Origin of the sequence: Mycobacterium sp. (genome assembly GCF_044370595.1) — a bacterium.
Taxonomy (GTDB): domain Bacteria; phylum Actinomycetota; class Actinomycetes; order Mycobacteriales; family Mycobacteriaceae; genus Mycobacterium.
Genome location: NZ_JBILVF010000024.1, coordinates 16,325 through 35,167 on the forward strand (window position 1 = coordinate 16,325; position 18,843 = coordinate 35,167).

Sequence of the window (18,843 nt, forward strand, 5' to 3'; positions counted from 1 at the left end):
ATCGTCTCCCCCGTCCTGCGGGCTTTCGCCGTCAGACTCCCAGTGTAGGAAGGCTGTGTGAGGTGCCGAAGTCGATCTGGGCGGCTGGGTTGGCGATCGCGGTCACCATGGCCGTCCCAAACGGTCCGGCGTCGTCGAACAGGGTGGCGGATCCTACCGCGACTTCATCAGCGCACCATTGCGAATCAGCCTGTACCCCAATGTAATCCCCGAGCGGTGCGCGGGAAACGCCAACCGTCAGATCGCCGTTGACATAGCCGATTCCGTGGGTCCCCAGATTGGTCACCAGGCTGGTGGCTTCGGCGGCGACAACAGCCCGCACGAACGGACTGGCCGGTTCGTCTTGCACAACCTCGATCGAGCGGTGGTAGACCCGCTTGCGTGAGGTGTTCTGGTGCTCGCCCCCGGAGGAACTCCAGCCGACGTCGTCGCTGCCGATGGCCGCCCCGGTGATCCCGGGCGGCGCGGCGAATGAGCAGACTCTGTCGGAAGGAAGACATCCCCGCCCGCCGTGGATACATCGACGGCGAAGAAGTGCGTGACGGCCCGGAACACCCCGAAATCCTTGCATAAACGATTAGCCGACATAATCAACCGGCAACGGGGGGACGGAAGGGACACGCGGTGTCGGATGTGAGATCGGCCGCCTCGCATGCCGACACCGGCGTCACGCGCCCCGGTCTGCTGGTCGCCACGATGAGTGTGGTCGCCCTGACCGTTGCGATCCTGCAGACCGGTGTGGTGCCCGTCCTGGGGGCGATGGCCCGCCAATTGAACGTTTCCACCGTCGACGTCAGTTGGGCGGTAACCGCCAACCTGCTCGCTGCGGCTGCGAGCACTCCCCTGCTCGGCAGGCTGGCCGACCTGCACGTCAAGAAGAGGGTCCTGTTGGTGGTGCTGACGCTGGTGTTGGCGGGCTCGGTTCTGGGTGCGTTGACGTCGTCGTTGCCGCTGCTGATCGCTGCGCGGGTCCTGCAGGGGGCGTCATTCGCGCTGTACCCGATCGGGGTCTCGATCCTGCGCGAGGAACTGCCTGCCGACCGATTGATGGGCGCGATGGCCGTGCTGTCCGGGGTGCTCGGGTTCGGTGGTGGGGTGGGCCTGGTGATCACCGGACTGCTGATGCGCGGGGATGCCAGCTATCACCGGGTGTTCTGGTTCACCGTCGCCTTCGTGGCCGTGGTGATCGTGGCCGTCGTGCTGGTGGTCCCGAGCCGCGGTCGCTCGGTCACCGGGACGGTGGACTGGGCCGGCGCGGTCGGCCTCGGTACCGGGCTCTCACTGGTCCTGTTGGCGGTCACCCAGGGCAATCTGTGGGGCTGGACCGCAATCCGCACCCTGGCCGCGGGTTTCGGTGGCGCCGTCATGCTGGGGCTGTGGTGGTGGTGGGAGCGGCGCTGTCCTCAACCGCTGGTCTCCACCGTCATGCTGGCCCGGCGGCCCATCCTGCTGACCAACCTCGCGACAGTGGCCGTCGGGATGGGCTTGTACTGCGCGTTCTTAGGGCTGACCGGACTGGTCCAGGCACCGACCGCCAGCGGCTACGGGTTTGGCGCCACCGTGTTGGAGGCCAGTGTGGTCTATCTGCTGCCCGGTGCACTCGTCGGCTTCCTGACGGCGTTGGTCAGCGGCCGCTGTATCGGTCGGTATGGCGCGCGGCCGGTACTGGCGGTCGGGACGGTCCTCGGCGTGGTGGGGTTCAGCCTGCTCGCGGTAGCGCATTCCTCGGCCTGGCAGGTCATTGCGGCCAGCCTGCTGGTCAACGCCTACATCAGCCTGGCTTACGGAGCGCTGCCGGTGCTGGTGATACAGGAGGTCGAGGTGGGCGAGACCGGGATCGCCACCAGCATCAACGCCATCGCCCGGACCGTGGGGGCGGCCATCGCCGCTGCGATCGTGGCTGTCCTGCTCAGCCGCAATCTCGACGGTTATCCGCCGGAGAGCAGCTACACCGCGACCTTCGCCCTCGGTGCGCTGACCGGGCTGATCGGGTTGATCCTGATCGCGGTCAGCAGGCCACGGTTACGCGCGGTGCGGCCCGAGGAAATCACCGACTCCCGCGCGATGAACCACGAATGGGGCTGAGCGGTCCCATCTGAGCGGTCAGCTGATTGGATCGGCGGGATCAGGTCTGTTCAGAGCTGTCGGCCAGCGCCCGGAACACACTGGCTCGGCGCTCGTCGATGGAGCGGCCGAACTCCTGCAGCAACACCGGATCGCGCTGCACGACCTGCTCGATGGCTTCACGGCGGACCCGCACCAGGGTGACTTCGTCGAGCGCGAAATACGATCCGATGACGGGGTGGCGGACCAGCGTGCTCTGACCGAGGTATGAGCCCTCCTCCAGAGTTCCCACCTCGGTGCGCGATCCGTCGTCGGTATCCCCTGTCAGCAGCACCGTGCCGGACATGATGAACAGCATGTGTTCGGGGACGATGCCGGCCGGCAAGATCAGCTCACCGGCTCCGTAACGCTCGATGACCGCATGAGCGGCCATCGAGCGCTGCTGGTCGGTGGTGAGTCGAAGAGTCGGCGCCGCCACCGCGCGGATCGCCGCCTCGACCGACTCCGACTCGGTGAACTCGTCGTCGGCTTCGTCGAGGTGCAGTCCCTCCCGGCGCGCGGCGTACCAGATCCAGCGCAGGAAAGTCGCCTCGGCGCTGCCGTCGTCCCCAGGTGTGCGCAGCGGAATCTTGGTGCGGTACTCCATCTGTCCCAGCGGTACGGCGACCGGGGTCAGGTCGGGGTGGCATTCGGGAAGCTGGGCGGCGATCCGGGTCAGCATCGCGCACACCTGGTCGGGACGGTCCTCGATGGCGAACACGGTCGTCACCCGGATGGCGTGCTGGCCTTCCGGGCGGCTGAGGTTGGTGAACGACTGCCCGGCCAGTACCGAGTTCGGGGTGACGCGCAGCCCGTCGGACGTCTCCAGATGGACCGCACGCCAGTTGACCTCCACCACGCGGCCTTTGGCCTTGTCGGTTTGGATCCAGTCCCCCAATCGGAAGGGCTGCTCGAACAGCATCAGCAGTCCGGAGATGATCTGGCCGACCGAGTTCTGCAGGGTCAAGCCGATAACGATGGAGGTGATACCCAACGCGGTGAACAGTCCACCGACGTTGGCACCCCAGATGTAGGCAAATATCAGCCCAACTCCGAGGGCGATCAGCGCGAATCGAATGACATCGAGGAAGATCGCCGGCACGCGTCGACGCCAACTGCTCTGCGGCGCAGAGGCGAACAGCGAGGCCTTGATCCCGGAGAGCATCAGGATCAGCACGACGATGGCCACCAGCGTGGCGACAATGCGAACCGGGGTCGACCCGGCCGGCATCTGGGTGGCTCCGACCATCGCCAGCAGAAGCGCGCCCAGGGGAAGTAGGTAGTTGCGCAGCAGAGTCACCGGGCCGATCAAGCTGCTGCCGCGACGGCGCAGCGTGTGCTGCCACTCGGTGAGCGCGATCAGCGCCACCGGCAGGCCGATTGCGATCCCGACCGCCCAGTAGAACCAGGAAGCGCCCAGTAGGTTGCCCATCAGCGCGGTTCCATCAGACGCCAGACGCGTTCGGCGTGGCCGTCCGCTGTCACGCTTCCCGCCTCGGTGAACGACATCGTCTCATCGAGAGTGTTGAAGACACGTGAAGTGACATAGATACCTGACTCGGATCCGTCCTTGAGTCGGTGCGCCAAATTGACTGCGGTCCCCCACATGTCGAACACCAGCGAAGGCTCATAGATCAGTCCGCTGCTCACAGTGCCGGTGTCGATGCCGGCGCGCAGCCTCAGATTCAAGGCAGCCTCGCTGTTCAGCCGATCCAGGATCCGTTGGCATTCCATTGCGAAGTCGACGGTGCGACGGACGTTGTCCAGGCGCGGGATGGTCAGACCGCAGCTACCCAAGAAGCCGTTGCGCACCGGCCGAACCCGTTCGACGCCGAATTCTGCTGCAGCAGCATCGAATTGCCGGTGGATCTCAGTCACAAGGCCAAGCGACTCATCGGAATCGAGTTCGGCCTGCAACCGGTCCAATCCAGCGACTTCGGTATAGATCACCGTGACGTTGGCGTGTTCGCGTGCTGTGATCGGCTCACCGGCGCCGAACTTGTCGGCGATCGCCACCGGCATCAGGGTGCGCAGCAGTTGGTGTATCTGGATTCGCTGCTCGGTGAGGAGATCCTCCTTGACTGAGAGGCTGCGACTCATTTCGTTGAACATCCCGGTGAGGTCGCCGATTTCGTCGCGCGTCTCGACCGGGATGGCCACGTGGTAGTCCCCGGCGCTGATGCGCTGTACCCCGGCTTCCAACCGGCGGATGGGCCGAAGGAACACCTGGGCCAGGATCACCGCCAGCAAGCAGACCCCGAAAATGATCCCGGTGGTGGCAAGAACCACGATCCGGGTGAAGGTGGCCTCCCTGGCGAAGGCCTCACTGGTGTCGATTTTCGCCACGATTGACCAGCGCAGGTTGGCCATCTTGCCGACCGGGGCGTAAGCCTGAATCGTCGGGCGGCCGAGGTAGTCCTTGGCGATCAGGGTGCCGCTATAGCCCTTCTGTGCCTCCTTGTGGGCGTCGGGCGCCACCGGCTGGACCAGCGTGGTGCCGCCCTGTCTGATGGCCATATCGGGAATGTCGGGCGGGGTGCCGGCGTCGATCACCATCTGTCGGTACCGGTCCGGATCCTCCAGGAAGAGTCGGGAATCCGATCGCATCAGAAAGTCCTCACCGGCGAGGATCGTCTCGCCGGTATCGCCCATTCCTGCCTGGGTCCACTTCTTGTCAAACGTCATCACCGTGTTGACCTTGGTGATTGGAAACTGCATTGCCAGAACGCCGTTCGGCTTGCCGTTGGGCGGCAGCGGAGCGACCATCCAGGCGGTGGGTGCCATTGTGGAGGGCTGGTAGAACTCGAAGTCGGTGTAAACCACCTGGTCGGCGCGGTTGCTCGACATTGCCTGGGTGTAAGCGTCGCGTAGTTTTGATCCGTTGTACGGGCCGGTGAGGATGTTGGTGCCCAGATCGACATTCTTATAGGCGCTGTACACCACGTTGCCGCGCGCATCGAGCAACAGCGCGTCCTCAAACCCGAAGCGGGTGACGATCTCGCGAAAGAACGTGTGGTACTTGGCGTTGGCCGCCGACCATGCGCTGCCATCCCGGGGGTCGTCCATCGCGATGGCGGCTTCATTGGTGCGCAGTTTCGCGGTGTAGGTCGCCTGCAGGTAGCGCTCAGCCGCAGAGGTAGGCAGCAGTGCCGACACATCAAGGCGGGTTCCGCTGTACTTCTCGGTTTCTTTGGCGAAGAAGTCGTAGTAGTCGGTGATCGCCCTGGACATCTCCGGGGTCACCGTGGCGTCGGCCAGTTGGTCAAAGGCTGCGGTGAAATCCCGTAGAGCATCCAGGGTCATGCTGCCGTGGGTGTAGGTGACCACCGCGCTTCTGAGATCGTTGAGCTGTGCGGTCAATGTCCGGGTTTGCGACTCGCGGATCTCGACGAGTCGGTTGATCGCTGCGCTTCGTAGCGAGTTACGGCCCGTCTGGTAGGCAATGCTACCGACAATGGCGGCCGCCAGGACCGTGCATAGCACCAGCATCAGCAGGAGCTTGGACTGGATGCTGATTCGGTTGAGCGGATTGCGGCGCCCCGAGCGGGACATCGACGAACGGGACATCGGCGAGTGTCTACCAATCGAGTCCGGCGCCGGGAATTCCGGCACATCGGTCTCGGTCGGTTGCGCTTCGCTGCCTTTCACGGCCATCCCTTCCCTGCCACTAGCGGGAATAGACCCTGCAGCAGACTAACAGGCAATGTGACTGTTGTGGCAGATGTGGTTTCTGGTCCCTGGTCGTGGCTCTGGTTCCATGGATCCGTGGAGACTGCATTCGATCTCACTGCTGACGAAACCGTCGACGGTGGCACCACCTACCCCGGCGGAGGTGACCCGATCGGCGCCTCGATGCTGTTCAGTCATCTGGCTGCGCTGGACATGGCCGGAGCCGGATAATTACCGATGTGCCCCGCACACTGACTGCCCTGCTGAGCGCTCTGCTGGGCTGCGTCTGGGGCGCAGCACCTGTGCAGGCCTCCGATTCGTGGGCGTTGAACGGCACCTTCACTGCCACCTCCAATGGCGAATGGGCCCGCACCAACGACGTGTTCCGTAACGAAAACAGCGTCCGAGCCGTCTGGACGGTCGCGTCGCAGTGCAGCTACCCCACCGAGTGCACCGGATCGGTGACAAGCAACCAGGGCTGGACCGCGCCGATCTACCAGACCGGCGGAGAGTGGTACGTCAAACACATTGTGCCGCAGTGGATCCGGTGTCCGGACGGTTCGACCGCCGACGGACTGCAGATATTCCGGTTCAAGGCGATGACTCCCGACGGGTCCACCACGGACCCGACCTCTAACACCCTCGTCGGTGAGGACGCCACCACCGGGCCCAGCGGTGCGTGCGGGCGCAGCTTGGCGGTGCACATCACCATGCCGTTCAAACTGGTGAAGGTCTAACGCGTCGGCATCAGGTCGGTCCAGGTCTGCTGCCCGTCGCCGGCCACCACGTCGGTCTGCCGCCCCACCGATCCGTCGGCGGTGGCGAACTGCCCGGTGCTGGGATCGTAGGTGGCTATCGCGACCGACGGGCCGGGGGCGCCAGGCGTGTGGGCACTGGGCGCCACCTGCGCACCGGGCGGCGGACCGGGTAGCGGCGCTTCGGCAGGGGCGGGGCCCGGGGCGGCCGGCGGGGGCGGAGCAGCCGCGGGTGGGCCGGGTGGCAGTGGGGTGCCTTCCAATGGACCGTAAATCTGCTCACCAAAGGTCACCCGGTCATCCGGCGGGATGCCCTGTGCCAGCAGATTGGGGTCGAACGGATACGGGCCGAGGGCGTGCTGACGCATTGCCAACGGCACGAAACTCCCGTCGCTCTCGCAAATCTCGACGGTCGGTGCCCGTTTGCCCGGTTGACCCATACACGGGTAATTGCGGGCCCCGCGCACCGCGATCGGAGAATCCTGCGGCAGTTTGCAGTACAGACCATCTGGGGTGTCGACGTCGGAGAGGTCCGACGGGGAACGCCACGACGACGGCGGGAGGAAACCGACCGTGCAGGCCGGCGGGTCGCCGATGGTCAGGGTGAAATCACCCTGCGTGAAGCCGGTGGGGTTGTTGCGGGGCAGGCCCACGGCTTGCACGGACGCGATGTAGGGCGGCAGCAACACCAGCAGTTGTTCCAGGGACGGACGGTAGGTCACCGCAATCTGCCCGACGGTCGTGAGGTTGGCCAGCAGAACCGGCAGCGTCGGCTTGACCTGCTCGAGCAGCCGGGAGGCCTCATCGAGGGCGCCCGGTCCGGTGTTGAGCAGCGTCCGGATCTGCGGGTCGTTGGTGTTGAGTTGGCCGGTCACCCCGGCCAGGCTGCGCGCCCAGGTGCGCAGTGCATTGGCGGAGGCGGCCTGGGCCTCCAGCAGTGGCCTGCTGTCGTCGATCAGGATCCGGGCCCGATCCGAGACCGTCTCAAAGTCGGCCGCGACGGTCGACAGCGAGTTCAGCAGCGCACCGAGGTCATCGCCGGAACCGTTGAGGCCCTTGAAGGATTCGTCGAGGAGTTTGGCGAGCTTGTCTTTGGGGATGCTGGCCAGGAGCGCGTGCACCTGATCGAGCATCGGGCCGACCTTCTGCGGAACGGTGGTGTCGGCGACCGGGATCACCGAGCCGTCCCTCAAGTACGGTCCCGAGTCAGTCCGGGGCAGCAGGTCCACGTACTGCTCACCGACCGCTGAAACGCTGAGCACGCTGGCCTGCAGATCGGCCGGAATCTTCGGCGAGGTCGCCAGCGAGAGCGTTGCTTCCGCACCCGCGCGGGTGGCGCGGACATCGGTGACCTTGCCGATCTGCACGCCGCGGTAGGTGACGTTGGAGAATTGGTAGAGGCCACCGGTGCGGGGCAGTTCCAGCTTGACCGTCATGCGCCCGACCCCCAAGAGGGTCGGCAGCTGCATGTAGACCAGGACCATCGCGACGATGCCGATGATCGAGGCGATGCTGAACAGGATCAGCTGGATGCGTACGAAGCGGGTCAGCATCAGTTGCCACCTCCGTCCATCGGGGCCAACTGCAGCTCAGGTGAGACCGACGGCGGCGGTGAGACCGCAGCCGGCGGGGCCGGCGGGGGCGGCGCCTCGACGGCCCCGGCCTGCGGGGTCACCGGCTCCTCGGTTGGCTCTGGCACGAAATCGTCAGGGGGCCCGGAATCGTTAGGGGGCCCGGACTCGTCGAAGGGCACGACGCCGGCGACTGCCGCCGGTGGTGGCGAGAACGGCGCGTTGAGCGGATCGTAGGTGTAGGTGGCATACCACGGATCACCTGGCGCCGGAACGAGTTTCGCTCCCTCCTGACCCCAGCGAGTACCGAGCAGCAAGGTTTTCTTCAGCCGCGGAACGGTGAAGTCGAAGATGATGTACTGGTTGAGGTAGTCACCGCGAATGGCCCGGTCGATGGTGGCTTGTCCGTACGGGAACGCGGTGAAGTAGGCGAGTGCCTTGTTCAGATCCGGGCCCACGTCGGCCAGCGACCGCAATGTCGGCTCCAGATTCGTCAGATTGCGGACCAGATCGGCCCGGGTGTCGTTGACCAGGTCGGTGGCGACCGTACTGAGCGTGCCCAGCCTGTCCAGTGCCGCTGTCAGCCTCGGCCTTTCGGCCACCAGGACGTCAAGAGCGGGCGGGATCCGATCCAGCGCCCTGGTGAGGACATCGCGTTGGCCCGCGAAGGTGCCGGCTACCCGGTTCAGCGAGGCCACCGTCGCATTGATGCTGTCACGTTGCGCCGCAAGCAAGCCGACGAAGTCGTTGAGGCGGGTGAGTAGATCCCTGATCTGGACTTCACGACCGTCGAGGGCGCGGTTGAGTTCGGCGATGATGTCGCCGATCTGCCCCACCCCCCCGCCGTTGATGACCACCGACAGCGCCGACAAGGTCTGCTCGGTCGACGGGTAGGTCGAGGTCTTGTTGAGTCCCAGCGTTGCCCCGGGAGCCAACCGGCCGGTGGGTGCCTGGCCAAGCGGCGGGTTGAGCGCCAGATGCATCGACCCCAGCAGGCTGGTCTGTCCCACCGTCGCCACCGCGTTGGCCGGGATCACGACGCCCGGTTTGACGGAGATCTCTACGTCGGCATGCCAATCCCGCACCGACATGCGGTTGACGCTGCCTACCACCACATCGCCGACCAGCACCGGCGAATTGGGCTCCAGGGTGCTGACATTGGCCAACTCGACGTGATAAGTGGCGGCATCTCCGCCTCGGCCCACGGCACCTGGCAGTCGCAGGGAGTTCAGCCCGCCGAACCCGCAACCGCTCAGGGCGAGAGCAACACACACTGCGGCGACCCCGACTCGTAGACGTGAGCTCACGGTTGGTCCCCCACTCCCTGGGGCAGCGCTACCGGCAGCAGCGGAGGCGGTGGCGGGACCGGCGCCGCTGCCGGCGCTTCGGCGGGCATCAGCATGTCCTGGAGGTTGGACGGTCCGGCCGGTGCCGGACCGTGCGAAACACCCGGCGGGATGGGAGCGCCGGGATATAGCGCCGGCTGGGGATCAGCGGGCAGTCCTTCGGGCGCGTACGAGCCCTGGGCACCCGGCGGCCCACCCCAGCCCGGTGGCGGCGGGACATCCCCGTTGAGCCCGGTGTAGGCCGAAATCTCCGGCGGGATCTGCACCGTCGGCGAGGTCGGGCCGCCGCCCGGTGCCAGGTGCGGTTCGGAGTAGATCAGATTCCACGGACTCGGCGACTTGCCCAGATAGACGTTGGTCGGCATCGGCAGGTAGTTGAAGTTCAGCAGGCGCAGCGCCGGGCCGAGGTACTGCGAGCACAGCTTGCCGGTCTCGCTGGAGGTGGCGTTTTCAATTGCACCGATCGCCGCGCAGACCACCTGAAGGGGGTTGGAGAAGTTGGCCAGAGCGAAACCGCCGAGTGCACTTTGGATGTCGGGGTTGTAGATGTTGTAGCTGTTGCCGATCGCGTTGGGCGCGACGTGCAGCAGATTCTTCAGAGCCGTCTGATTATCGCTGAGATTGCGCACCACATCGGCGAGCCGCTCAACCTGTTCGGCGGTCTGGTTTCGACTGCCGGCGACGAACCGCTTGACGTCGTCGACTGCGCCGGACAGGTTGGTCAGGGCGGCGTCAAGTTCAGTGCGGCTGCCGTCGAGCACGCTGGAGACGGTGGCCAGCCGATCCTGGAACTGGACGATCTGGGTGTTGCTGTCGCGCAGCACGGTGACGAAAGTCTGCAGGTTGGCGACGACGTCGGTGATGTCGCCGCTCCCGTCGGCCAGGATCCTGCTCAAGCCGGTCAGCTGGCGAATGGTCTCCCGCAGTTTGTCGCCGTTGCCGTCCAGCGCATTGGCAGTGCTGTCGATGAAGCGGCCCACCGATGACGTCGACGCCGCCGCGTCGGGTCCGAGATCAGTAGAGAGCCGCATGAGTTGGGTCTTGATCTCGTCCCACTCCACCGGCACCGCGGTCCGGTCGACGTCGATGACGTCGCCGCTGCGCATGGTGGGACGACTGGTGTCACCGTCGGCCCCGAACGCCGGCGCCAACTGGACGTAGCGCGCTCCGACCAGATTCTGGGCGACGATGACGGCCCGGGCGTCGGCCGGGATCGGGACGTCCCGGTCGACAGCCAGCGTCATTTTCGCTTTGGTGCCTTGGGGCTCAATGCTGGTAATGCTGCCGACCCTGACCCCTGCCACCCGAACCTGGTCTCCGGGATAGATGGCGGTCGCGCTGGTGAACAACGCCGCTATGGTCATCGGCTTGTGCACCACATTGCGCACCACCACGGTGAGCGCGCCGACGAGGAGCAGTGCGAGTATCGCCGCGATGACGGCTCGGGTCCGGTTCATCATGGAGTCCCCTGCTGGGTGTAACCGGGTGGCGGCGGGGGCGGCGGACGCCGCGTGGGTGGAATGCCGTTGTTCGGGAAGGGGAACTCAGCGCGCGGGCCGGCGTTGTCGGGTGGCTGACCGGCGTTGACCCCGCGCCGGAAGCCGAGCGCGTAGTCGAAGAACGGCTGCAGCGTCTGCGCCGGGCTGAGGTTGGCGACAAACGCGTTGTAGTAGAAGCCGCCGTTGACCGCTTCAGCTTGGGTGAGCTGGAACTTGGCCAGTCCGGCCATCGCCTTGCCGACGTTGTCATTGTTGCGCTGCAGCATCTCGGTCACCGAGTTCAGCTTCTCCAGCGCCGGAGCCAGTTCGGCCTCGTTGTCGGCGACCAAACCCTGTAACTGCTGGGACAGCGCGGAGGTGTTGGCCAGCAAGTTGACGATCGCGTAGCGGCGCTGCTCGAGCACCCCGAGCAGTTCGTTGGCGTTGAGGATCAGCGTATTCACCTGCTGACTGCGCTGGGACAGGATGCCGGTCACGTCGGCGGCAGTGCTGAGCAGGCCGGCCAGCGAATCGTTGCGCTCGTTGAGCGCCTTGGAGATTCGGCTGACTCCATCGAAGGTAGGCGCGAGCTGTGGAGCCACTTTGTCAATGGTGGCGGACAACGTGTCCAGAGACTGGTTGAGCGCGGCGGTGTCGGTGTCGCGGGTGTTGGCGGTGAATTCACCAAGCGCTTCGGTCAGCGAGTACGGCGAACTGGTTCGCGACACCGGTATCACCTCGCCGGGGCGCAAACTGCCCTGGCCGTCCGATTCCAGGGTGAGCACCCGCTGTCCGAGCAAGGTGCCGGTCCGGATCTGGGCGGTGGTATCCGAACCCAACCGGACCTTGCCGTTGACCATGAACGTCACCAGCGCCTTGCCCTGCTGCAGTTCCACCTTGGAGACGGAGCCGACCTTGACCCCGGAAACCTTCACATCGTTGCCGGCCGCCAGACCGCCGGCCTCGGTGAACAGCGCCTGATGGGGCAGTGAGGTGGCCCAGGTCTGCAACCGCTGCGGCTGCAGACCGACGGTGATCACCAGCAGGATGAGCGTCACTCCGATGAAACCGGAGCGGATCAGGTGTTTGCCTCGGTATCTCAGCATTAGGGTTCGGAGCACCTCCCCGTGTGCTGCATGATCCAGGGGAAGTGCGCGGTCCGACCCTGCAGGTCGGTGACCCGCACCGACATCCCGCACAGGTACTGGTTGATCCAACTGCCGTAGGACCCCAGGCGGACCAGTTTGCGGTAGTTCGCCGGCGCCTTCTGCAGGGCGATGTCCAGCGTCGCCTTGTCTTGCTCGAGCAGCGGCGCCAGCCGGGCCAACTCATCGACGGTGCCGGCCAGTGGCGGGCGCGCCTGGGTGAGCAGTTCGGTCAGCGAGGCGGTTCCGCTCTCCAGTGCGGTGATGGCGGTGCCGATCGGGTCGCGGTCGGTGGCCAGACCGGTGATCAGTTGCTCTAGTCGGTCCACCGCACCGGAGAACTTAGCACCGTCGGCGTCGATGGTGGCCAGGACGACGTTGAGGTTGTCGATGAGCTGCTGGACGGTCTGGCTGTTGTCGGCAAGCGCGTTGGAAAACGCCGAACTCTTGGCGAACAGCGACTCGACGTTGCTCTCTTGCCCCTGAAGGATCTGGATGAGCGAGGTGGTCAGGGCGTTGACCGCCTGCGGATTGAGTCCCTGCACAACGGGTTTCAGCCCACCGAGCAGCAGGTCGAGGTCGAGTGCGGCCTGGGTACGTTCGGCGGGTATCACTGAGCCGGGCGGTTGGATCTTCGTCGAGCCCGGGGCGTCGAGCAGTTCCAGGTAGCGGTCTCCGACGAGATTGAGGTACCGCACCGCCGCGGTGGTGCCGGAGGTGAGCACGATGTCGCGCTCGGCGCCGAATCCGACCGTGACGGTGTTGTCGGGCTGCAGCGCCACGCTCGTGACCGTCCCGACCCGCACCCCGGCCACGCGGACCGAGTCGCCCGACTTCAGGCTCGACACATCCTCGAAGACAGCGGTGTAGGTGTGTTCCGCACCGCCGCGGTACCGCCCGAAGATGGCGAACAGTGCCCCGGTGACCAGGAGCATCACCGCCATGAAGATGGCGACCTTCAGGCCGGTCTTGCGCAGACTGATCACCCCGGCATCCCTATCTGGGCGGTGTTGCGCGGCGGGCCGTCGAGTGGCCCGAACAATGCCTGCTTGAGCCCTTCGGAGTTGAGCAGGATGCCTTGGTTGCCGTATTGCGCCTGATTGGCGCCGATGTCGGTGACCACGTACGGGGGGCGCTGCTCGTAGCCGACGTTGGGCAGATCGGTGCACTGCGGGCCGCCCTTGGCCGCGACTTTCGGCAGGTTGCCCGGGTACCGGTAGCGTTCCCGGCCCAGGAAGAAGCCTTGGACCAGGGTGGCTCCCGGCATCGCCAGCCCGGGCCCGTTGGCCAGTGGGAGCAGCCCGGCCAGCCCGCAGTGCAGCGCGGGGCTGTACTGATTGGTCAGGTCGGTGGTGGGCACCAGCAGGTGCAACACGTCGGCCAGTGGCTGTCGGTTCTCAACGAGCACCTCGGTGCCGATGTCGGCTAGTCCGACCGCGCTGAGCAGTAGAGCGTTCAGGCTGTCCCGTTCTTCGACCACGGTGCCGCTGATGCGAGTCGTGTTGTCCAGTACGGCCAGCAGGTCCGGGGAGGCGTCGGCGAGGGAGTTGAACACCGTCGGAGAGATCGCCAGCACCTGGTTGAGGTTGTCCAGCGACGGGTTGAGTTTGGCCAGCGCGCTGTCGAGGTCGACCAATGTCTGGCCGAACTTGTCGCCGCGGCCGCGCAGGGATGTGGCGATCGCCCCGAGGGTCTGATTGAGTTGGGCCGGTTCGACTTCGGAGAGCACCCCGACCAGTTTCTCGAACACTGTGTTGAGTTCGACGGTGACCTTGTCCCCGCCCTGGATGGTGGTGCCGGCCTGCAGGGCTTCCGGGGACGGCTGCGCCGGTGGCACCAGTTCGACGAATTTGGCCCCGAACACCGTCGAGGAGGTGATTTCCGCGCCGACGTTGGACGGGATGGCGTCCAGCGAATCGGGGTCGATGGCCAGGTGCAGGGCGGCGCCGCCGTCGGGCAGTGGCTCGATGGAGGCCACCTTGCCTACCGGAGCACCGTTGAGTTTGACCTTCGCGTTGGGGTTCATGACCAGCCCCGCGCGGTCGGCGACGACGGTCACCGGAATGGTTTTGGTGAATCTGCCCTGAAACAACCCCACCGACACCGCAAAGATCAGCGCCAGCACCAGTACCGTGACCACCCCGGCCAGTGGCCGGGCGTATCGGGTGCGGAACTTCGTCTGGGTCATATCGTCACCCGGCGAGGTTGAAGTTGCCGTTGGAACCGTAAATGGCCAGCGAGACAAGCAGCGTCACGGAGACAACCACAATCAGCGAGGTCCGGACGGCATTGCCCACCGCAACACCCACCCCGGAGGGACCGCCGGAGGCGAAGTAGCCGTAGTAGGTGTGGATCAGCAGGATGGTGATCGCCATCAGCACCGCCTGCAGAAACGACCACAACAGATCCAGTGGGTTCAAGAAGGTGTTGAAGTAGTGGCTGTAGAGCCCGCTGGATTGACCGAACAGCGCCACCGTGACGAACTGGCTGGCCAGAAACGACAGAATCACCGCGATCGAGTACAGCGGGGTGATGGCGATCAGGCCGGCCAGCAGGCGCGTCGACACCAGGTACTCCACCGGGCGGATCGCCATCGATTCCAGTGCGTCGATCTCTTCGTTGATCCGCATCGCGCCCAACTGGGCGGTGACCCCGGCGCCGAAGGTGGCTGCCAAACCGATGCCGGCTACCACCGGTGCGGAGATCCGGACGTTGATGAACGCCGCCAGGAAGCCGGTGAGGGCTTCGATGCCGATGTTGCCCAGCGACGAGTAGCCCTGAACTGCCAGCGTTCCGCCGGCGGCGAGGGTGAGGAACCCGACGATGGCGACTGTTCCGCCGATCATCGCCAGCGTGCCGGCACCCATGCTGATTTCGGCGATCAGCCGGATCACCTCGCGGCGGTAGCGCACCGCAGCCATGGGGATTCCCGCGATGGCGCTGCCGTAGAACAGCGTCTGGTCACCAATCCGGCTGAAGAACCCGACCGGGAACGCCAGTCGTCGGAATAACCGCGGATAGGTCGCCCGCAGGACCGCCAGATTGCTCATCAGGCCCGCCTCAGCCCGTCGTCAGCCGGATGCCGATGGCCGTGACCACCACGTTGACGACGAACAGCGCCATGAAGGCGTACACCACGGTCTCGTTGACGGCGTTGCCCACGGCTTTGGCTCCCCCGCCGGAGATCATCAGCCCGCGGTAGCAGGCCACCAGGCCGGCGATCAGGCCGAACAGCGCAGCTTTGACACAGGAGATGATCACCTCCGGCACGCCGGTCAGCAGGGTGATGCCGGCGGCGAAGGCTCCGGGGTTGACGTCCTGGACGAAGACCGAGAACACGTAGCCGCCGAGGATGCCGATGATCACCACCAGCGAGTTGAGCAGTAACGCGACCAGACCGGAGGCCAGCATGCGGGGGGTGACGAGGCGCTGCACCGGGTTGATGCCCAGCACCTCCATGGCGTCGATCTCTTCGCGGATGGTGCGCGATCCGAGGTCGGCGCACATCGCCGTGGCACCTGCGCCGGCGACGATCAGCACCGTGACCAGGGGACCAACCTGGGTGACCGCGCCGAACGCAGCCCCAGCCCCGGACAGGTCCGCCGCACCGAGTTCTCGAAGAAGGATGTTGAGGGTGAAACTCACCAGCACGGTGAACGGGATGGCCACCAGCAGGGTGGGTGCCAGCGACACCCGGGCCACGAACCACGACTGCTCGAGGAACTCCCGCCACTGAAACGGCCGCCGGAACACGAACCGGACGGCGTCAGCGGACATGGCGAAGAGGCCACCAACCGATTCCATCGGTGAGGAGACGCCCTTGCCCAACGCGATGCCGGGAGACCAGCGATCCGCCTTGTCCGCCATCCGTCCGGGGGCTCTTTTCCTCCACGCGAAAGTCTGTCGACCCGTGTCGACGACCGCATCCCGAATCTATGGCATGAACACCCCAGGAGTGAACCGAATCCCCGGAGTGGCGCGCACAATGAAGCGCCCGACACAAACGAGGGCCACCCGCCACACGAGGACGGAACGCATCGCCCATGGACACCACGTCGCAGAGATACATCGGCCGCCGAGTCCTGATCACCGGTGGAGGTTCCGGGATCGGTCAGGCCTGCGTCCTGCGCATCCTGGGTGAGGGCGGGCGGGTGGTGGCTGCCGACGTCAGCGTTGACGGACTGCAGGACACCCTCGCCAAGGCCACGACCGACGGCGGCGCCGACAGATTGACCACCGTGCAGATGGACGTCGGCGATGAAGCCTCCGTCACCGACGGGGTAAGCCGGGCGGTGGACACCCTCGGCGGACTGGACACCCTGGTAAACGTGGCCGGCATTCTGCGGTCTGCGCACTTCCTGGACACCACCCTGGCCGACTTCGAGCAGGTGCTGCGGGTGAATCTGATCGGCACGTTCCTGGTCACCCGCGCGGCCCTGCCTGCGCTGCGCGGCGGTACCGCCCCAGCCGTGGTCAACTTCAGTTCGACCTCGGCGCATTTCGCGCATCCGTACATGTCCGCCTACGCCGCCTCCAAAGGCGGGATCCTGGCGATGACGCATGCCCTAGCGGCCGAGTTCGCCAAGGAGGGCATCCGCTTCAACTCGGTGCAACCCGGGTCGATCTCCTCAGGCATGACGGACGGCACCGGACAATCCCGGCAGAGCGTGGGTCCGGGTCTTCCCCCCGACGCCGATTACAAGTTGTTCGCCCGGGTCGCCCCCGGCCTGCCGTTGCCCAAGGGCATGCTGTTCGCCGACCCTTCTTCGGTCGCCGCGGTCGTTGCGATGCTGGGCAGTCCCGAGGCGTTTTTCATCACCGGCACCGAGGTGCGGATCGACGGCGGCGCGCACATGTAGTCGGGCCGGGTAGTCCGGCTGGGTAGTCGGGTCGGGCCCGCTCCACGGAAAGTGTCGGCGGAGACGTTTCGGCGTACGGGTATCGGTGGAAATGCGCGGGCGTTTGTGCGGAATCGGTTGCGCAATCTGTTGCGGATGCTGCCGAAATGGGCAAAGGTTTACCCGGGAGGCCTCCCGTCAGGGGCCGCCGCAGCACTTACTGAAACTCTGAGGAGGACGGCCCTGACCGAGACCGGCGCCGCCACCGCACGAACACGTTCCGGGCACCAGCCACCGCATCGCCGCGACGGCAGCCCCGTGATCGAGATCGACCATGTCACAAAACGCTTCGATGATTACGTCGCGGTGGCCGACGCCAACTTCGCCATCGGCGCCGGAGAGTTCTTCTCGATGCTGGGCCCCTCCGGATGCGGTAAGACCACCACCCTTCGGATGATCGCCGGCTTCGAAACCCCCACTTCCGGTGCCATCCGACTGGAGGGCGCCGACGTCTCTCGGGTCCCGCCGCACAAGCGCAACGTCAACACCGTCTTCCAGCACTACGCGCTGTTCCCCCACATGACGGTGTGGGACAACGTCGCCTACGGACCCCGCAGCCGCAAGAAAAGCAAGGCCGAGATCAAAAAGCAGGTCGACGAGATGGTCGACGTGGTCCGGTTGACCGACTTCGCGCTGCGCAAGCCGGCCCAACTCTCCGGCGGTCAGCAGCAGCGGGTCGCCTTGGCCCGGGCGCTGGTCAACTACCCGAGCGCATTGCTGCTCGACGAACCACTCGGGGCGTTGGACCTCAAGTTGCGCCACGTCATGCAGTTCGAACTCAAACGCATCCAGCGCGAGGTCGGGATCACGTTCGTCTACGTGACCCACGACCAGGAGGAGGCGCTGACGATGAGCGATCGGATCGCGGTGATGAACGCCGGCAACGTCGAACAGATCGGCACCCCCACCGAGATCTACGACCGGCCTGCGTCGGTCTTCGTCGCCGGTTTCATCGGGCAGGCCAACCTGTGGCACGGGCGGCAGACCGGACGGGCCAACCGCGACTACGCCGAGGTGGACGTACTGGGTGCCACCCTGAAAGCGCGCCAGGGCGACACCGCCATCGAACCCGGCGGCCACGCCACCGTCATGGTCCGGCCCGAACGCGTCCGGGTCTGGATGGGTCAACCCACCGGTGAGCTGGTGGCGGTTCCCGCCAAGGTCGTCGACCTCACTTTCCAGGGCCCGGTGCTGCGGCTGTCGATGGCCGCCCCCGACGGCACCGCGATCCTCGCCCACGTGGGACCTGAGCAGGAACTACCGATGCTGCGGCCCGGCGACGAGGTGTATGCCGGCTGGTCGCCGGACGCCTCGCTGGTACTGCCCGCCGCCGACATCCCCAGCGCCGAAGACCTCGAGGAGTTGCTCGACGACCCCTCACCCACCCTTTGATCAGTTCGCACCCCGACATGAAAGGCACCCCCATGGCAGACATCGACCCGCGCGTGCTGGCGCAGCTGAGTTCACGCCGACGTTTCATCGGCGGCGGCGCCGCTGCTGCGGCTGCAGTCATCCTCGGCCCGTCGTTCCTGGCGGCGTGCAGTTCGGACAACAAGTCGGCGACCGGCTCGGAAAAACCGCTGGCTCCCACCGACGACGGTAGCCCGGCATCAGGCAAGCTGCGGATCTCGAACTGGCCGCTATACATGGCCGACGGCTTCGTCGCGGGCTTCCAGACCGCCACCGGCTTGGTGGTGGACTACAAAGAGGACTTCAACGACAACGAGGAATGGTTCGCCAAGAACAAGGAGCCGCTGTCGCGCAAGCAGGACATCGGGACTGATCTGGTGGTCCCCACCCAGTTCATGGCGGCCCGGCTGGCCGGACTGGGCTGGCTCAACCCGATCAGCGACACCCGCTGGACCAACAGGAAGAATC

At 65.8% G+C, this 18,843-nt stretch carries 16 protein-coding genes and 1 pseudogene; 6 read left to right on the plus strand and 11 right to left on the minus strand.

Translation table 11 applies throughout. The features are described from left to right. Window positions 1-31 precede the first annotated feature (31 nt). Window positions 32-439 (minus strand): annotated as a pseudogene (locus ADBZ5N_RS05610) (thioesterase family protein); the annotation flags it as partial. Between the two features lie 257 nt (window positions 440-696). Between ADBZ5N_RS05610 and ADBZ5N_RS05615 the strand changes: the two are divergent. Then, window positions 697-2,085 (plus strand): MFS transporter, encoded by a 1,389-nt coding sequence (locus ADBZ5N_RS05615; protein ID WP_526256511.1) that lies wholly within the window; start codon window positions 697-699, stop codon window positions 2,083-2,085. Window positions 2,086-2,125: 40 nt separating this feature from the next. Here the strand turns inward: ADBZ5N_RS05615 and ADBZ5N_RS05620 are convergent, their stop codons facing one another. Next, window positions 2,126-3,535: a mechanosensitive ion channel family protein gene (locus ADBZ5N_RS05620; protein WP_526256498.1), complete on the minus strand. Its 1,410-nt coding sequence runs from the start codon at window positions 3,533-3,535 to the stop codon at window positions 2,126-2,128. Further along, window positions 3,535-5,670 (minus strand): adenylate/guanylate cyclase domain-containing protein, encoded by a 2,136-nt coding sequence (locus ADBZ5N_RS05625; RefSeq protein WP_526256499.1) that lies wholly within the window; start codon window positions 5,668-5,670, stop codon window positions 3,535-3,537. The genes ADBZ5N_RS05620 and ADBZ5N_RS05625 overlap by 1 nt, the downstream gene beginning before the upstream one ends. A 198-nt stretch (window positions 5,671-5,868) precedes the next feature. Here ADBZ5N_RS05625 and ADBZ5N_RS05630 point away from each other — a divergent pair, with 198 nt between their 5' ends. Both ADBZ5N_RS05630 and ADBZ5N_RS05635 read left to right on the plus strand, forming a co-directional pair. Beyond that, window positions 5,869-6,003: a hypothetical protein gene (locus ADBZ5N_RS05630; RefSeq protein ID WP_526256514.1), complete on the plus strand. Its 135-nt coding sequence runs from the start codon at window positions 5,869-5,871 to the stop codon at window positions 6,001-6,003. Then, entirely contained in the window at window positions 6,003-6,509 is a 507-nt protein-coding gene (locus ADBZ5N_RS05635) for an Rv2253/PknI dimerization domain-containing protein (RefSeq protein WP_526256512.1), read from the plus strand. Before ADBZ5N_RS05630 ends, ADBZ5N_RS05635 begins: the two co-directional genes overlap by 1 nt. On the opposite strand, the gene ADBZ5N_RS05640 is transcribed toward ADBZ5N_RS05635, so the two are convergent. Genes ADBZ5N_RS05640 through ADBZ5N_RS05675 form a run of 8 tightly spaced genes read right to left on the minus strand, consistent with a single transcriptional unit; the run spans window position 6,506 to window position 15,934 of the window. Next, window positions 6,506-8,080: an MCE family protein gene (locus ADBZ5N_RS05640; protein WP_526256500.1), complete on the minus strand. Its 1,575-nt coding sequence runs from the start codon at window positions 8,078-8,080 to the stop codon at window positions 6,506-6,508. The genes ADBZ5N_RS05635 and ADBZ5N_RS05640 overlap by 4 nt on opposite strands. Then, a complete protein-coding gene (locus ADBZ5N_RS05645; RefSeq protein ID WP_526256501.1) occupies window positions 8,080-9,405 on the minus strand; it encodes an MCE family protein in 1,326 nt (441 codons plus the stop codon). Before ADBZ5N_RS05645 ends, ADBZ5N_RS05640 begins: the two co-directional genes overlap by 1 nt. Further along, window positions 9,402-10,904 (minus strand): MCE family protein, encoded by a 1,503-nt coding sequence (locus ADBZ5N_RS05650; protein WP_526256502.1) that lies wholly within the window; start codon window positions 10,902-10,904, stop codon window positions 9,402-9,404. Before ADBZ5N_RS05650 ends, ADBZ5N_RS05645 begins: the two co-directional genes overlap by 4 nt. Next, window positions 10,901-12,028, minus strand: a complete 1,128-nt coding sequence (locus tag ADBZ5N_RS05655) for an MCE family protein (protein WP_526256503.1) — start codon at window positions 12,026-12,028, stop codon at window positions 10,901-10,903. Before ADBZ5N_RS05655 ends, ADBZ5N_RS05650 begins: the two co-directional genes overlap by 4 nt. Beyond that, window positions 12,028-13,011, minus strand: a complete 984-nt coding sequence (locus tag ADBZ5N_RS05660) for an MCE family protein (RefSeq protein WP_526256513.1) — start codon at window positions 13,009-13,011, stop codon at window positions 12,028-12,030. Before ADBZ5N_RS05660 ends, ADBZ5N_RS05655 begins: the two co-directional genes overlap by 1 nt. Window positions 13,012-13,049: 38 nt before the next feature. After that, on the minus strand, window positions 13,050-14,255 hold the full coding sequence (locus tag ADBZ5N_RS05665; RefSeq protein WP_526256504.1) for an MCE family protein: 1,206 nt from the start codon (window positions 14,253-14,255) through the stop codon (window positions 13,050-13,052). Between the two features lie 4 nt (window positions 14,256-14,259). Beyond that, window positions 14,260-15,117, minus strand: coding sequence for an MlaE family ABC transporter permease (locus ADBZ5N_RS05670; RefSeq protein WP_526256505.1), 858 nt, complete (start codon window positions 15,115-15,117; stop codon window positions 14,260-14,262). Between the two features lie 10 nt (window positions 15,118-15,127). After that, on the minus strand, window positions 15,128-15,934 hold the full coding sequence (locus tag ADBZ5N_RS05675) for an MlaE family ABC transporter permease (protein ID WP_526256506.1): 807 nt from the start codon (window positions 15,932-15,934) through the stop codon (window positions 15,128-15,130). 176 nt (window positions 15,935-16,110) lie between these two features. Between ADBZ5N_RS05675 and ADBZ5N_RS05680 the strand changes: the two genes are divergently transcribed. The 3 genes from ADBZ5N_RS05680 to ADBZ5N_RS05690 all read left to right on the plus strand — a co-directional run. Continuing rightward, entirely contained in the window at window positions 16,111-16,926 is an 816-nt protein-coding gene (locus tag ADBZ5N_RS05680; RefSeq protein ID WP_526256507.1) for an SDR family NAD(P)-dependent oxidoreductase, read from the plus strand. A 297-nt stretch (window positions 16,927-17,223) separates the two neighbouring features. Then, on the plus strand, window positions 17,224-18,357 hold the full coding sequence (locus ADBZ5N_RS05685; protein ID WP_526256508.1) for an ABC transporter ATP-binding protein: 1,134 nt from the start codon (window positions 17,224-17,226) through the stop codon (window positions 18,355-18,357). Between the two features lie 32 nt (window positions 18,358-18,389). After that, window positions 18,390-18,843 (plus strand): twin-arginine translocation signal domain-containing protein (locus ADBZ5N_RS05690; protein ID WP_526256509.1); only part of this gene is annotated, 454 nt, incomplete at its 3' end.

What these genes read in the sequence shown, in the direction of transcription:
- ADBZ5N_RS05615 (WP_526256511.1), top strand. Translation starts at nt 697, where the DNA reads ATGAGTGTGGTCGCCCTGACCGTTGCGATCCTGCAGACCGGTGTGGTG.
- ADBZ5N_RS05620 (WP_526256498.1), bottom strand. Translation starts at nt 3,535, where the DNA reads ATGGGCAACCTACTGGGCGCTTCCTGGTTCTACTGGGCGGTCGGGATC.
- ADBZ5N_RS05625 (WP_526256499.1), bottom strand. Translation starts at nt 5,670, where the DNA reads ATGTCCCGTTCGTCGATGTCCCGCTCGGGGCGCCGCAATCCGCTCAAC.
- ADBZ5N_RS05640 (WP_526256500.1), bottom strand. Translation starts at nt 8,080, where the DNA reads ATGCTGACCCGCTTCGTACGCATCCAGCTGATCCTGTTCAGCATCGCC.
- ADBZ5N_RS05650 (WP_526256502.1), bottom strand. Translation starts at nt 10,904, where the DNA reads ATGATGAACCGGACCCGAGCCGTCATCGCGGCGATACTCGCACTGCTC.
- ADBZ5N_RS05655 (WP_526256503.1), bottom strand. Translation starts at nt 12,028, where the DNA reads ATGCTGAGATACCGAGGCAAACACCTGATCCGCTCCGGTTTCATCGGA.
- ADBZ5N_RS05660 (WP_526256513.1), bottom strand. Translation starts at nt 13,011, where the DNA reads ATGGCGGTGATGCTCCTGGTCACCGGGGCACTGTTCGCCATCTTCGGG.
- ADBZ5N_RS05665 (WP_526256504.1), bottom strand. Translation starts at nt 14,255, where the DNA reads ATGACCCAGACGAAGTTCCGCACCCGATACGCCCGGCCACTGGCCGGG.
- ADBZ5N_RS05670 (WP_526256505.1), bottom strand. Translation starts at nt 15,117, where the DNA reads ATGAGCAATCTGGCGGTCCTGCGGGCGACCTATCCGCGGTTATTCCGA.
- ADBZ5N_RS05675 (WP_526256506.1), bottom strand. Translation starts at nt 15,934, where the DNA reads ATGGCGGACAAGGCGGATCGCTGGTCTCCCGGCATCGCGTTGGGCAAG.
- ADBZ5N_RS05680 (WP_526256507.1), top strand. Translation starts at nt 16,111, where the DNA reads ATGGACACCACGTCGCAGAGATACATCGGCCGCCGAGTCCTGATCACC.